General features: G+C 62.5%; 12 protein-coding genes. 7 read left to right on the forward strand and 5 right to left on the reverse strand.

What is annotated here, in order from left to right:
- Positions 1–3 precede the first annotated feature (3 nt).
- Positions 4–813: a xanthine dehydrogenase family protein subunit M gene (locus DBV08_RS02760; RefSeq protein ID WP_124566434.1), complete on the forward strand. Its 810-nt coding sequence runs from the start codon at positions 4–6 to the stop codon at positions 811–813.
- Positions 810–3,521: a molybdopterin cofactor-binding domain-containing protein gene (locus DBV08_RS02765; RefSeq protein ID WP_124566435.1), complete on the forward strand. Its 2,712-nt coding sequence runs from the start codon at positions 810–812 to the stop codon at positions 3,519–3,521. Before DBV08_RS02760 ends, DBV08_RS02765 begins: the two co-directional genes overlap by 4 nt.
- On the opposite strand, the gene lat is transcribed toward DBV08_RS02765, so the two are convergent.
- Positions 3,518–4,846 (reverse strand): L-lysine 6-transaminase, encoded by a 1,329-nt coding sequence (gene lat, locus DBV08_RS02770; protein ID WP_124566436.1) that lies wholly within the window; start codon positions 4,844–4,846, stop codon positions 3,518–3,520. The genes DBV08_RS02765 and lat overlap by 4 nt on opposite strands.
- Positions 4,847–4,911: 65 nt before the next feature.
- Positions 4,912–5,376 (reverse strand): Lrp/AsnC family transcriptional regulator, encoded by a 465-nt coding sequence (locus tag DBV08_RS02775; protein ID WP_003940830.1) that lies wholly within the window; start codon positions 5,374–5,376, stop codon positions 4,912–4,914.
- A 30-nt stretch (positions 5,377–5,406) separates the two neighbouring features.
- Between DBV08_RS02775 and DBV08_RS02780 the strand changes: the two genes are divergently transcribed.
- Entirely contained in the window at positions 5,407–6,723 is a 1,317-nt protein-coding gene (locus DBV08_RS02780; RefSeq protein ID WP_124566437.1) for a VOC family protein, read from the forward strand.
- A complete protein-coding gene (locus DBV08_RS02785; protein WP_124566438.1) occupies positions 6,720–8,225 on the forward strand; it encodes an aldehyde dehydrogenase family protein in 1,506 nt (501 codons plus the stop codon). Before DBV08_RS02780 ends, DBV08_RS02785 begins: the two co-directional genes overlap by 4 nt.
- On the opposite strand, the gene DBV08_RS02790 is transcribed toward DBV08_RS02785, so the two are convergent.
- The 3 genes from DBV08_RS02790 to DBV08_RS02800 are packed head-to-tail and all read right to left on the reverse strand — an operon-like array spanning position 8,176 to position 11,412.
- Complete coding sequence (locus DBV08_RS02790) at positions 8,176–8,961, reverse strand: alpha/beta fold hydrolase (RefSeq protein ID WP_124566439.1); 786 nt, start codon at positions 8,959–8,961, stop codon at positions 8,176–8,178. The two genes, DBV08_RS02785 and DBV08_RS02790, sit on opposite strands and share 50 nt — an antisense overlap.
- Positions 8,958–10,040, reverse strand: coding sequence for an isopenicillin N synthase family oxygenase (locus tag DBV08_RS02795; protein ID WP_095969044.1), 1,083 nt, complete (start codon positions 10,038–10,040; stop codon positions 8,958–8,960). Before DBV08_RS02795 ends, DBV08_RS02790 begins: the two co-directional genes overlap by 4 nt.
- Positions 10,021–11,412, reverse strand: coding sequence for a uracil-xanthine permease family protein (locus DBV08_RS02800; RefSeq protein WP_124566440.1), 1,392 nt, complete (start codon positions 11,410–11,412; stop codon positions 10,021–10,023). Before DBV08_RS02800 ends, DBV08_RS02795 begins: the two co-directional genes overlap by 20 nt.
- A gap of 134 nt (positions 11,413–11,546) precedes the next feature.
- Here DBV08_RS02800 and DBV08_RS02805 point away from each other — a divergent pair, with 134 nt between their 5' ends.
- The 3 genes from DBV08_RS02805 to DBV08_RS02815 are packed head-to-tail and all read left to right on the forward strand — an operon-like array spanning position 11,547 to position 14,313.
- Complete coding sequence (locus DBV08_RS02805; RefSeq protein WP_124566441.1) at positions 11,547–12,110, forward strand: helix-turn-helix domain-containing protein; 564 nt, start codon at positions 11,547–11,549, stop codon at positions 12,108–12,110.
- 54 nt (positions 12,111–12,164) lie between these two features.
- Positions 12,165–13,169: an acyl-CoA dehydrogenase family protein gene (locus tag DBV08_RS02810; protein WP_124566442.1), complete on the forward strand. Its 1,005-nt coding sequence runs from the start codon at positions 12,165–12,167 to the stop codon at positions 13,167–13,169.
- Positions 13,170–13,221: 52 nt separating this feature from the next.
- Entirely contained in the window at positions 13,222–14,313 is a 1,092-nt protein-coding gene (locus tag DBV08_RS02815) for an N-formylglutamate amidohydrolase (protein WP_124566443.1), read from the forward strand.
- Positions 14,314–14,319 lie beyond the last annotated feature (6 nt).

The raw sequence follows: 14,319 nt of genomic DNA on the forward strand, positions 1-14,319 counted from the left end.
GCGATGGACCTGCACAGCGTCGACGAAGTTCTGGTGCCGCGGACCCGGGCCGAACTACCCTGTGCGTCACCCGGCATCGGGTTCATCGGCGGCGGCACCTGGCTGTATTCGGAACCGCAGCCGCACCTGACCACGCTCGTCGACTTGTCCGGCCTCGACTGGAGGGCAGTCGAGGTCAGTGATCACGGGATCGAAATCGCGGCCACCTGCACCATCGAGGAACTGTGCCGCGCCGAGCTTCCCACATCTTGGTCCGCCGCAGCGCTGTTCCAACACTGCGCTGACGCACTGCTCGCATCGTGGAAGGTGTTGCGATACGCGACTGTCGGCGGCAACATCGCGCTCTCCTTCCCGGCCGGAGCAATGACGACTCTGTGCACCGCACTCGATGCCGAATTGACGATCTGGCGACCGGACGGTACTGAATACTCGGTCCCCGTAGTCGATTTCGTCATCGACGATTCTCGCAACGTGCTCGGCCCCGGCGAGATCATCCGCTGCGTCCGAATTCCCGTGCATGCACTCACTGCGCGTACCGCGATGCGCAAGCTGGCACAGACGTCACTCGGGCGATCTGCCGTGGCCGTGGCCGGACGCTGCGGCGCCGACGGTTTCACCCTGGCGGTCACCGCTGCGACCCGCCGTCCGTACGCACTGAAATTCGACGAACTCCCCGACACCGCTGCACTTGCGGATGCATTGCGCAGCAGGATTCCGGAAGACGCCTACTTCACCGATGTCCATGGAACTGCGCCATGGCGGAAGGCGATGACCGAGCTTCTCGCCGAAGAAATCCGAGGTGAACTGGAATGAAGTACTCGGTGGACGGAGTTCCCCGCGACGACCGACCCCGCCCGGGACAGTGCCTGCGAACCTTCCTCCGCGAGCACGGAACGAACTCCGTCAAGAAGGGGTGCGATGCCGGAGACTGCGGCGCCTGCTCGGTGCTGGTCGACGGTCACCCCACCCATTCGTGCATCTTTCCCGCCCATCGCATCGGCGGCCACGACGTCGTCACCGCCGCCGGCCTCGGTACGCCGGAGAAACTTCACCCCGTTCAACAGGCATTCGTGGACGCGGGTGGATTCCAGTGTGGTTTCTGCACCGCAGGAATGGTGGTCACCACATCAGCGCTGTCGGTAGAACAAAAATCCGATCTCGCGTGCTCGATGAAAGGTAACCTGTGCCGTTGCACCGGCTATCGGTCCATTCGTGACGCCCTCGCGGGTACATCCAATACCGAGACTGCCAAAATAGGCGGGGCCCAAGGGCGTTCGATCGCAGCCCCGGCGTCCGCACGCATCGTCACGGGGACCGAGCAGTACACCATGGACTTCTCCCCGGGTGAGAAGCCGATCGACCTGCTTCACGTCGCAGTACTCGGCAGTCCGCACGCACACGCACACATAACCCGGATAGACACGGCAGCAGCCGAAGCGGCGCCGGGCGTCGCCGCGGTTCTCACCTTTCAGGACAGTCCGGACGTGCTGTTCTCGACTGCCCGACACGAGGACCGCAACGACGACCCGGACGACACGCGGGTGTTCGACAGCACCCTCCGTTTCCACGGCCAGCGGGTCGCCGCGGTCGTCGCCGAAACTCCGACGCAGGCAGAACGTGCACTCTCACTGATCGAAGTCGACTACGAGGTACTCGACGCGGTGTTCGAACCAGATCTGGCACGTTCCCCCGGCGCTCCGCTCCTGCACGGCGACAAAGACGAGAGCTCACGGATCGCCGAGGCACCCCGAAACGTGGTTGCCGCGCTTCACGACGGCGTCGGCGACCTGGACCGTGCGCTCGCGGATGCGACTGCAGTCGTCGAAGGTACGTGGAAAACTGCGCGAGTCCAGCACGTAGCCTTGGAAACTCACGGCGCTGTGGGGTGGCTCGACGAGGACGACCGCCTCGTCATCAGGAGCAGCACACAGGTGCCGTTTCTGGTTCGGGACGAATTGGCGCACATCTTCGATCTCGATCGCAGCCGAATCAGGGTGTTCGCCAAGCGGGTAGGTGGAGGCTTCGGCGGAAAGCAGGAACTACTCACCGAAGATCTGGTCGCACTGGCCGTCCTGCGAACCGGTAGGCCCGTTGCTTACGAGTTCAGCCGAAGCGATCAGTTCACCATCGCACCGTCGCGGCACCCGATGCGGGTATCGGTCCGTGCCGGCGCCGATGCCGACGGCACTCTCACTGCGCTGGCCATCGACGTCCTTTCCGACGCGGGGGCGTACGGGAACCATTCGATCGGAGTCATGTTCCACGGTTGCGCCGAATCCATGGCGGTCTATCGCGCTGCGACCAAACGCGTCGACGCCGAGGCTGTCTACACGAACAACGTTCCGTCCGGCGCCTTCCGTGGCTACGGTCTCGGTCAGATCATCTTCGCGGTCGAGTCGGCCATGGATCAGCTCGCGGATCGTCTCGGCATGGACCCCTTCGAGTTTCGGCGCCGCAACGTCGTCGTACCCGGAGACGATTTTGTCGACTGGCACGTCGAGGACGGTGATCTCGAATTCGGCAGCTACGGACTGGACCAGTGCATCGACCTCGTCGACAGTGCACTGTCGAGCGGACGCGGCGAGGCTGCACCAGCAGGGTCGCGTTGGCAGATCGGTCGAGGCATGGCAATTGCCATGATCGCGACGATCCCGCCGCGTGGTCACTTCTCCGACACCACCGTCGCACTCGAGGCCGACGGTCGGTACGTCGTGACTATCGGTACTGCGGAATTCGGAAACGGAACCACCACGATTCACCAACAGATCGCGGCCACCGAATTGCGGACGACAGTCGATCGCATCTCTATTGTTCAATCCGACACCGATGCCGGCGGATACGACACCGGAGCATTCGGGTCGACAGGAACGGTGGTCGCCGGAAAGGCGCTCCTGATCGCCTGCGAGCGCCTTCGCGAGCGGATACTGACCCGTGCGGCGCGATTGAGTGGCCGCGCCGCGCAGATCGACGATCTTTCGCCGGACGGGGTCGAAACGTCCCACGGTTGCCTCGATTTCGCGACGCTACTCGAAGGTGGCCCGCTCGCCGCTGACGGTCGCCACGACGGAACACCGCGCTCGGTCTCGTTCAACGTTCACGGTTTTCGCGTTGCCGTCGACACGGATACCGGCCGGGTGAAGATCCTGCAGTCGGTTCAGGCCGCCGATGCCGGCACCGTCATGAACCCGGCACAACTCCGCGGGCAGGTGGAAGGCGGTGTGGGACAAGCGCTCGGTGCTGCGCTGTCGGAGGAGATAGTCATCGAGGAAGGTAGGGTGGTCAATCCGCAGCTGCGCAATTACCACGTTCCCCAGATCGGGGATCTGCCGATCACCGAGGTATTGTTTGCCGACACGTACGACAAGCTCGGCCCTTTCGGCGCGAAATCGATGAGCGAGGCGCCCTTCAATCCGGTGGCACCGGCGTTGGCAAACGCAATCGCGAATGCTTGTGGAGTTCGGATGTACTCCACGCCGATGACACCGGACCGGGTGTGGGGCGAACTCCAGGCGGGGACCTAGGCTTCGCGTTCGAGTACGCGCTCGACGGCGTCGACCGCGTCGTCCAGTTCACTGGTCGTCACCGTCAGTGCGGGCCGGAACCGAATTCCTTGCTTACCCGTCGGCAGAATCATCACATGCTCGTCTTCCCGCAGTCGCTGGACGACGCGATCACGAAGGTCACTGTCCGCCAACGTGATCGCGCACATCAAGCCACGACCCCGAGGCTCGGTCGCCGTCGCGTAACGCCCGCACACTTCGGTCAACCGGGTAAGGAGATGCGCGCCCGTGAATCGCGCGCGGTCGATCAGTCGGTCCTGTTCGACGACTTCGAGTATCCGCCGGGCGCGCACCATGTCGGTGAGGTTGCCGCCCCACGTCGAATTGATCCGGGAACTGACGTGAAACACATTGTCGTGCACTTCATCCACGCGGCCACCGGCCATGATGCCGCACACCTGCGTTTTCTTGCCGAAGGCCACCACATCCGGGTGCAATCCCAATTGCTGGTAGGCCCAAGCGGTTCCGGTGATCCCGCATCCCGTTTGCACCTCGTCGAGAATGAAGAGGGCGTCATTCTCACGACACAGCTCTTGCATCGCCTGCAGGAATTCCGGCCTGAGGTGATGGTCACCGCCTTCGCCTTGGATCGGTTCGGCGATGAAACAGGCTATATCGTCGGGGTTGTCGGCAAACGCTCGGCGCGCTTGATCGAGAGTTCGCCTCTCCGCTGCTTCGACGTCGCGGCCGTCTGCCAGGTACGGCGAGTCGATGCGGGGCCAGTCGAACTTGGGGAATCTCGCGACCTTGCCCGGTTCGGTGTTGGTGAGCGACATCGTGTATCCGCTACGACCGTGGAAGGCCTCGGTCAAATGCAGGACCTTCGTCCCCAGATCGCGTGACAATCCACGGCTTTCGTTCAACCGACTCTTCCAGTCGAAAGCAACCTTGAGCGCATTTTCCACCGCAAGTGCCCCGCCGTCCACGAAGAACAAGTGTGGAAGCGCCGAATCCCCCAGGACACGAGCGAAAGCCGCAACGAACCGCGCCATGGGTTCGGTGTAAATGTCGGAGTTACTCGGCTTGTTGGAGGCGACAACAGCCAACTCCTGCTGAAATTTCTCGTCGCCGGTGATCGCCGGGTGATTCATCCCGAGGGCAGAGGAACCGAAGAAGCCGAACATGTCCAGATACTCGGTTCCGTCTCGCAGGTCGCGAAGATAGGAACCTCGTGACCTTTCGACGTCGAGAATCAGATCGAATCCGTCGACGAGCATGCTGGCTTTCAACACCTCGTAGACCGGAAAGAGCGCACTGTCACCGAAGTCTCGCATCGCAGTACTCATACGCGAAGGTTATGTCAATTTTACGAGAGTGTCGATAGAACACCGTAAAAGTTATTGAACAAGCGTCATTCGTCGTAAAAAGTTTGTAGGATGATGGTGCTTCGTGTGTTGACGTTGGCTGCCGTACGGATCTCCTGCAGCAATCGCTCCAACGCCCGAGGTGACGCCACCCGGACCAGGAGGACGTAACTTTCACTCCCGGCCACCGAGTGGCACGAAACGACCGCCGGCAGGTGACGCAAACGAGCAGGAGCATCGTCGGGCTGCGAAGGATCGAGAGGAGTGATGGCGACAAATGCGGACAGATTGTGACCGAGTGCCTCAGGATCGATCTTCGCCGAGTAGCCACGGATCACCTTGCGAGACTCCAATCGACGCACTCTCGACTGGACTGCGGAGATCGAGAGTCCAGCCTTCTCAGCAAGACTCGCGAGAGTGGCACGGCCGTCCAAGACCAATTCACGCATCAAAAGTCGATCGGTTTCGTCGACCGGAACACCGGCAACGTCACTGGTTTCTGTTTCTCGCACCTGCGCAGGCTAACGCAATCGGACATTCGTATGGTTGAAACCTGGGAGCTACGTGCACGGTTCGCTGCGGCCCTCGCCAAGATGTACGGCGACGAGGTCCCCGCTTACAACACCTTGGTAGATGTAACGCTGCAGGTGAACCGTGATTTTGCTGCCGAACATCCGGATTCTGCGGAGCGCCTGGGCAGCCTGGCGAGAGTCAGCGCCGAGCGTCACGGCGCCATCCGACTGGGGACTCTCGACGAACTACGTGACGTGACCACCGTCTTCGGCGGATTCGGTATGTTTCCGGTCGGCTACTACGACCTCCGGCTCACCGACTCCCCCATTCCCGTTGTCTCGACGGCTTTTCGCCCCACCGAGCCTGCCGAACTCGCCCGGAACCCGTTCCGTGTTTTCACCTCGGTACTGACCGGCTCCGATTCCAGGTTTTTCGACACCGACCTCGAGCGTCGGATCACCGGGTTCCTGCGTCGCCGAACCCTGTTCTCTCCCGCACTTCTGCAGTGGGCCGGGAAAGCAAACCGCGAGTGCGGCCTCCCGGAGCCCGAGGCGACACAATTCGTCGAAGCGGCAACCTCGGCGTTTCGGCTCGGCACCGAACCCATCGACGCCGGTTGGTATCGCGAACTTGCCGCGATCTCACCTGTCGCCGCAGACATCGCCGGCCAGGGCTCGACACATGTCAACCACCTCACCCCACGGGTACTCGACATCGACGAGTTGTACCGTCGAATGACCGAGCGCGGCATCGCCATGATCGACCGCATCCAAGGCCCGCCGAGATGGAATGGGCCGCCACTGCTTCTGCGGCAGACGTCGTTTCGCGCACTGGCCGAAGACAGACGTTTTCGCCGGCCGGACGGATCGGTCACCACAGAACCTGTCCGCGTCAGATTCGGCGAGGTCGAGGCACGCGGAATCGCGTTGACCCGCAGCGGGAGGGCGATCTACGACCGACTGATCGCCAGGCCCGAGGACGCCGACTGGGGCAGCGAGTTTCCGCACACCGAGGACGGACTCGACGACGCGGGGTTGGCATACTTCACGTACCGAAGCGAAGGAACTGTCGTCGTCCGCGACCCGATCGTCTACGAGGACTTTCTACCGGCATCCGCGGCCGGGATCTTCGCGTCCAATCTCGATTCCGTGACCGGATTCGTTTCCGATGCGCCCGGCGCCGAATACGGGCAGGATCGATTGGAGGGCGCCATCGACCGCACCATCGAAGATCCGTTCGAGCTGTACCGCGCACAACAAGAGGCATCACGTGCCGTGCTTTCTCCCGCCCACAACCACCCCCGACTACAACCACCCCCGCCTACAACCACAGAGGACTCCCAGTGAACCTGCCTGATTCTTCGAGCCTCGCCGACCGCGCCGAGAACGCCCTCGCTGCCTGCGGTGTCGAGTGGCCCGCCGGCGATCTGAGCGCACATAGTCCGATCACCGGTACACAACTGCGTACGGTCCGGCAACACTCCGGCCGAGAAGTCGACGACGCCGTCGAAGCGGCTCATCGAGCGTTCCTCACCTGGCGCACCGTCCCCGCTCCGGCGCGCGGGGCGGTCGTGCGGCGGCTGGGAAGCCTACTGGCCGAGCACAAGGAGGATCTCGCGGAGATCGTGACGCTGGAGGCAGGCAAGGTCACCTCGGAAGCTCTCGGCGAGGTACAGGAGATGATCGACATCTGCGAGTTCGCGGTCGGTCTCTCCCGGCAGCTCTACGGACGCACCATGCCGTCCGAGCGTCCTGGCCACCGGTTGACGGAAACGTGGCACCCGCTCGGCGTCGTCGGGGTCATCTCCGCTTTCAACTTTCCCGTCGCGGTGTGGTCGTGGAATACCGCCATCGCTCTCGTGTGCGGTGACGCCGTCGTGTGGAAGCCTTCGGAAACCACGCCACTGACTGCACTGGCATGTGACGCCCTCCTCCGACGCGCACTCGCCGACTGTGATGCGCCGATAGACGTCCACCAGTTGATCATCGGCGGACGCGACGTCGGTGAGGCCTTGGTGGACAACCCACTTGTGGCCTTGGTCAGCGCTACCGGTTCCGTGAGAATGGGCCGCGCCGTGGCTCCACGAGTTGCCGAGCGCTTCGGACGAAGTCTCCTGGAGTTGGGTGGAAACAACGCCGCCGTCGTCACGCCGTCGGCAGATCCCGAGCTTGCCGTGCGCGGAATTGTCTTCTCCGCCGCCGGAACTGCCGGGCAGCGCTGCACCTCACTGCGCCGGCTCATCGTTCACGAGTCGATCGCCGACAACGTCGTCGACCGCGTTGCGTCCGCATACGCGCAGCTCCAGGTCGGCAGTCCCTTCGACGCCGGTGTTCTGGTCGGGCCGCTGATCAACGAAGCCGCGTTCGAGGCGATGCAGAAATCGCTCTCGGCCGCGCGCGCGGACGGCGGAACCGTAGTGTGCGGCGGCGACCGCGTCGGCGAATCCGGGTTCTACGTGACACCTGCACTCGTTCGTATGCCCGCACAGACCGAGGTGGTACGGGCCGAGACTTTTGCACCCATCCTCTACGTCTTGACCTACACCAATTTCGACGACGCCATTGCGCTGCACAACGATGTGCCTCAAGGACTTTCGTCCTCGATCTTCACGCTCGATCAGCGTGAAGCCGAGCGTTTTCTCGCCGCCGACGGTTCCGATTGCGGCATCGCGAACGTGAACATCGGAACGTCCGGTGCGGAGATCGGCGGCGCATTCGGCGGGGAGAAGGAGACGGGCGGCGGACGCGAATCGGGTTCGGATTCGTGGAAGGCATACATGCGCCGAGCCACCAATACCGTCAACTACTCGGACCAGCTTCCGCTGGCTCAAGGGGTCGAGTTCGGCTGAACACCTGCTGGGCGAATTCGGTGATCGCGTCGATCAGCTCCGGAAGCGCCGACAACTGAGGTGCATGATCGGTGCCCAGGCTGACCATCTGGGCACCGGGGACAAGTCTCTGCATGGCACGTTGAGCCTCGATCGGCACAGTTCGATCCAGGGTGCATTCGACATAGAGCCTCGGCACGGTTCCGAATCGCTCTTCGGTCCAGTCCGCTGCCATCAAACGGGCGGACTCCAATTGTGGGACAAGCATGCGCGCTGCGCCTATCGCATCGGCGACCGGCGCTTCGTGGAAGAACACGGCGGCAGCGGCCTCCGGCGGAACTGCCGTTGCTTCGCCTTCGCCGACAGGGACCAACCAACGCGAGATCCCGACCGGACTTTCCAAACCGGCTTCAGCACACAGCATCCCGAAATCCATCTGTGACGGCAGCATCATTCCCGCGACATATACAAGACCCGTTACCTGCGAAGGTATCCACTCGGCCACCTGCGAGGCCACGATCCCGCCGCCTGAGTGCCCGACCAGGATGGCCGGCCCGTCCAATGACTCCATCACTGACACAACATGTTCGGCGACATCGGCCAGATCGATCACGTCGTCGGGGTTCCAACTCCCGGAGCCGGGAAGCTCCACTACGACGGGATCGAAGCCTGCCGCCTTCAGAGGGCCAAACACCCGATCCCAGACCCAACCACCTGCCCAGGCGCCGTGAATCAGGACGATGTTCCGTGGGCTCACTGCTTCACCTCGAACTCGGCCGCCGAGAGCACCCGTGCCGCCTCACGAACTGCGGCGGTATTGGACTTCCCCTGCCTCGACCCGGCCAGCTTGGCTTTGATGTGATCGCGAACAGTGATGGGTTCGTATTCCAGGCCGGAGTCGTCGCGAAAGCTCGGTAGTGTCGCGATCACCGCATCGACGTTTCCGTCGTGAAAGAAGGCGGCCGATCGTCGACGTTTGACGGTGCCGTTCACCACCGGAGGCGCTACTCGGTGCAACGTGGACATCCACTTGTCGTTGGTCAGGCGCGCGGTGAGATCCCCAAGATTGACCAACAGCGCATCGTCTTCCGGCCAGACGTCGTGCCAGCGTCGGTCGCTCCCGAGCACTTGCAAACCTTCGACCTGATCCGCCCACAACACGGTGACCAGCCCGAAATCGGTATGTTCCCCCATCCCCTTCAACTCGCCGTCCAACGTCACCGCCCCTTCGGGCAGTGCGTAATTGTTCATCCGCAATACGTCGATGGAATGGTCGGTGATCGACTCGAAGAATCCCGGGGTCAGGCCCAGTGCGTCGTCGAAAATGGTGGTGAGTGTCCGCGCCACCCGCTCGCCATGGGCGTAGTAGTTCTCCACTCGCTCCGCGAATCCACGCACTGCCGGCCACAGGTTGATTCCGTAATCCTCCTCCGACAGTTCGAGTTCGGTGAATGATCGGGCTTCGGTTCCTATGTTGAACGCCTCGAAAAAGTCGTTCATCCTGGTCGCGGATTCGACGCCGAGACTCAAGCTCAGCGACTCACTCTTGGGCGGACTGTACCCACGATTCGCGCCCGCGATTCGGTAGCCCGATTTGGTCTCCAGCGGCAGTCCGAAGAAGTCGTCCATGGCGTCGGCGAGGCCGGAAGAAATGTCGACTGGAACGCCGTGACCCCGAATCTGCATGAAACCGACAGTCCGACAAGCATGGTCGACGTCGGCAGCCACTCGCGCCTTGTCCTGGTCGGCACCACCGAGTACGTAAGGCGAGATGTCGATGACGGGCACTTCGAAGAGATCGGATCCTGACAGAGAATCAGACTGTGACGATGGCACTGGCGTCTCCTGCAGAGCTGGTAGCGGGTTCAGTTTTTGTAGTGGGGTGAAGGCTCTCGCGCGATCGTCTCGCGAGTTCACCGAGTCGGCTGTGATTGAACAGCAGGTTGAGCGAAAAGGCCGAGGCCGCAGCCAAAGTGATGCCACTACCGAGGAGGATCTGCGCCGAGGAGGGGAACCGCTCGAACATCCCCTCCGCAAATTCCGGCAAGATACCGATCCCCACGGATACAGCAGCAATCGTCGTGTTGATCGGGTCACTGAGATCGACCTTGCGCAGCGTGTTGATTCCGACCACGGCGACAGTCGAGAACAAAATGATGCCAACACCGCCGACCACCGGATCAGGTAGGGCGGCAACCACTTCACCCATTCGCGGGATGAGGCCGAGGACGATCAGTATGGCACCGCTGGTAGCGGTCACGTACCGGCTGTACACCCGGGTAGTGGCCACAGCGCCGACATTCTGGGAGAAAACAGTGTCGACAAAGGCATTGAAGATTCCGCCCAGAACTCCCGACATACCGTCGGCCACCAGGCCTCGTGCCAGATCTGCTTTCTTCAAAGGCTTTCCGGTGATCTCGCTGACGGCCAGCATGCTCGCCGTCGATTCGGCGAAAACCACTGCCATGACGATACTCATCGCCACCACCGCGGTGACGGGAAACTCCGGAGCTCCGAAATGGAACGGCATCGGGAAACCCACCCAGGCCGAACCACTGACGCCACTCAGATCGATCAGGCCCATCGGTATGGCGATCACGGTACCGATCACCAATGCCATCAGCACTCCGAGTTGTGTCCACATCCCGCGGCCGAGGCAGATGAACGCCACCGCGACTACGACCACAGCCGCAGCCAGCGCCAGGTTCTTCGGGTCGGCGAACGACGGGGAGGTGGGGTCGTTTCCGACGATCAAGCCTCCTGCGACCCCGATCAACGAGATGCCGATGACCGTGAGGACGACGCCGGTGACCAGGGGCGGGAAGTATCGGACGATCTTGGCGAACGGTACGGCCAAAGCTATGCCGACTACACCACCGACCAGCATGGACCCGTATACCGCCTGCAGGCCGTACTCCTTGGCGATCAGAATCATCGGCGTCAGTCCGGCGAAGGTCGCCCCGCACACGATCGGCAGCCGAACACCGGCGACCTTCCCCACGCCCAAGCTCTGAATGATCGTGATGATGCCTGCAACGAGCAAGTCCGCGCTGATCAGCATCGCGACTGTGCTGCGATCCAGCCCTACGGCGGCACCGAAAACCAGCGGAACCGTGATGCAGCCGGTGTACATGATGAGGACGTGCTGAAGAGCAAAAGCAGACTGGCGGGCAATGGGGAGCCGCTGGTCGACTGGATGGATGGCCATGCGCCGATCTCCGTCCGAAGCTGGAAGTGTTTCGTGTACGGGACTATTCAGCACGTCGATAATTTCTTACCGTGGTCGAATTTGTTTCGTCTGTGTAATCAAAACTTTCACCAGAGCACTGCTATCTTCGGCACATGGACGACGACCAGAAGGCGATAGCGACCGCAATCGGGGCTGCCGTGCGGACGGCGCGCAAAGAAGCCGGACTGACGTTGCGTGAGGTCGCCGTGAAGTCGGGACTGTCGCAGCCCTTCCTGAGCCAGACCGAGAACGGCCACGCAGTACCCAGTGTCATGAACCTTCATCGCCTCGCGCAATCGATCGGCACCACCGCTCATGCGCTGTTGGCACAAGGTGAACGAACTCCGTCCAGCCTCGTCCGCGCCGGGGAAGGGCGAACGTTCGAACTGGCACACGATTCGGTGATCCGCTTCTGCTCCACCGGTTCACGCACCATGGAACCCAACGAGATCACGGCAGCCCCTCACTCCGAGGCAGGCGAACACACCGAGCATGCCGGCGAAGAGTTCATTCACGTACTCGAAGGATCTGTCGAAGTCGAGGTGGGACTGGACGAGCATCACATCCTTCACGTCGGTGACACCCTCCTCTACACCTCGACCATCCCGCATCGGTGGTTCAATCGCACCGATGCGGTGGCGAGATTCCTCATCGTGAGTTCGCCGCCCTCGTTCTAGATGCGCGGTTCCGGTTCCACACCACAGCCCCCGCTCACGGCTTACCCTGACAGCGTGACCAAGTGGCCGGAGCTTGCGCGTGAGATCGCCGATACCGTTCTGTTTCCCGTCGCCGACAGCGTCGACGCCGACGGAGAAATCCCCAGCAGCCATTTCGACGCGCTCGCCGCCGACGGCTTCTACGGCATCGCCGCCCTCGGTGAGGGCGGACCCAGCAGCGAAGAACTGGTCGACGTCCTCGAAACCTTGTGCGGCGGTTGCCTGGCAACGACCTTCACCTGGATGCAGCATCACGGCGTCGTCGGAGCCTTGGCTTCGAGTTCCAATATGTCTCTGCGCGAACAATACTGGGACGGGCTCGTTTCCGGCACGATTCGCGGTGGCGTTGCATATGCCGGCGCCATCCCCCGGCCGCCGCTCCTGTGGGCGAAGCGGGTGAACGACGGCTACGTCCTCGACGGCATCGCACCCTTCGTCACCGGCTGGGGAATCGTCGACGTACTTCTGGTCTCGGCGCGAGACGAGTTCGACAATTCCATCGTTCACTCCGTCGTACCAGTGGGAGAGGCCCCGGGGCTGAGGATCGAGGAACTTCCACTGATCGCGGCACGCGGAAGCAACACCGTCCGAATCGTGTTCGACGCTTTCGACATTCCCGACACCGATGTCTGTGCCGTCGTCAGCGACGAACAGTTCCAGAGCACCCAACTCCCCGGATTGTGGCTCAACGGCGCGATGGCCATGGGCATCACCCGCCGCGCAGTGACCGAACTCGCGGATCTGGGAGTCGACGCCGACGCGTTCGAGGAACAAGCCGCCCGGGCGCGCGCCGATCTCGATGCAGCACTGCGCAACGGAGGCGACATGTCGGCTGCACGCGCCCGCGCATCGGAACTTGCTGTGCGTGCGTCGGCCGCGCTCGTCACTGCGACCGGAAGCCGCGCCCTGGTCGGCAGCAACACCGCCGAGCGGCTCATGCGTGAAGCCACCTTCACTCTGGTCGCGGCTGGTCGGCCGGAGATCAAAACAGCTCTCGTGGAACGACTCAGCGGATACTGAGTCTGCACGGTTGTACTCGATTGCACGGTTGCACTCGATTACGCTGGGGCTCATGACCAGTGGAGAACCAGTACTCATCCCGGCCGGAACCGTGTTCACGCCGGAGGACCTGACGTTCTATGCCGATCGCGACTCCCGCAGTCTCGACGACGCCATCGCCGAAGCCGACCTTCTCGTCAGTTGCCCACACTCGGGTTCCGCGATTCCAGCAGAACTCTCACGCTTTCTCGCACCTGAATTCACACAGCGACTGCAATTCGACTTCACCGACATGTCCACCAGTTCCATCGTGCGCCGTTGGGCCGAAATCGATTCGCGCATCGTGTACGTGGAGAATCCGCACCCTCGCATGATTCGCGATCCCAACCGCGCGAAGCCCGAAAACCTGGAAGCGTCACTGCGCGAAGCCTTCGCCCGCGTCCACAAGGCCGGTGCCGGCAACAGAGCGGACCTCACCGGCGTCGACGCAGTTCGCCCTGTCACCTTCTCGTTCTACCCCCTGTTGCTCGAGCCGAGCGACGACGCGGGCTGGAAGGACCTCGCCGAGACCTTCACCGAGACAGCTGAACACGGTTTGGGCGTCTACGAAAGAACTCGCGACGCACTGATCGAAGCCATGGTGGAGAAGAGCTTCGAACTCGGCCGATCGTTCACGACGTTGTCGTTCCACGACACGATGAACCACACCACCCGGCGGGACGGCGCCGTCAATGTCGAACGGCCGGAAGCAGATCGGCTCCCCGACGTCGTTGCGCTCTCCAATCGTGGCGATCACGACGGCAATCGACGCGGCGACAATCCCGTGACTATGGATCCGGAGCTCATACGCACACTTGCGGTCGCACATCGCAAGGGATTTCAGGTCGACGATCCCGATGCGGTCGCTCTCAATCAGCCGTACCTCGGCAGTTTCGAAATCATCGCGGCCGGAGCCAGATTCGCCGACTCGCGCGCCCGCGCTGACGAGGCAGGGATCACGTTGAGCGCGGTTCAGGCCGAATTCAAACGAGAATTCCTACTGGGAGACGAACTGGCCGCATACATCATGGAACCCGGCGTCGACTGGCCTACACCCGACGCCGAACGGGTGGACCAGCTCGCCCACGCGTGCAAGGCGAGCTGGGACCACTACCGCAACAGCTGACGTAAG

The sequence above is a fragment of the Rhodococcus sp. KBW08 genome (assembly GCF_003852455.1).
Taxonomy (GTDB): Bacteria; Actinomycetota; Actinomycetes; order Mycobacteriales; family Mycobacteriaceae; genus Rhodococcus_F; species Rhodococcus_F baikonurensis.

Excerpts from the sequence above, each read along its gene's own strand:
- DBV08_RS02760 (WP_124566434.1), top strand. The coding sequence starts at position 4 with ATGGACCTGCACAGCGTCGACGAAGTTCTGGTGCCGCGGACCCGGGCC.
- DBV08_RS02765 (WP_124566435.1), top strand. The coding sequence starts at position 810 with ATGAAGTACTCGGTGGACGGAGTTCCCCGCGACGACCGACCCCGCCCG.
- lat (WP_124566436.1), bottom strand. The coding sequence starts at position 4,846 with ATGAGTACTGCGATGCGAGACTTCGGTGACAGTGCGCTCTTTCCGGTC.
- DBV08_RS02780 (WP_124566437.1), top strand. The coding sequence starts at position 5,407 with ATGGTTGAAACCTGGGAGCTACGTGCACGGTTCGCTGCGGCCCTCGCC.
- DBV08_RS02800 (WP_124566440.1), bottom strand. The coding sequence starts at position 11,412 with ATGGCCATCCATCCAGTCGACCAGCGGCTCCCCATTGCCCGCCAGTCT.
- DBV08_RS02805 (WP_124566441.1), top strand. The coding sequence starts at position 11,547 with ATGGACGACGACCAGAAGGCGATAGCGACCGCAATCGGGGCTGCCGTG.
- DBV08_RS02815 (WP_124566443.1), top strand. The coding sequence starts at position 13,222 with ATGACCAGTGGAGAACCAGTACTCATCCCGGCCGGAACCGTGTTCACG.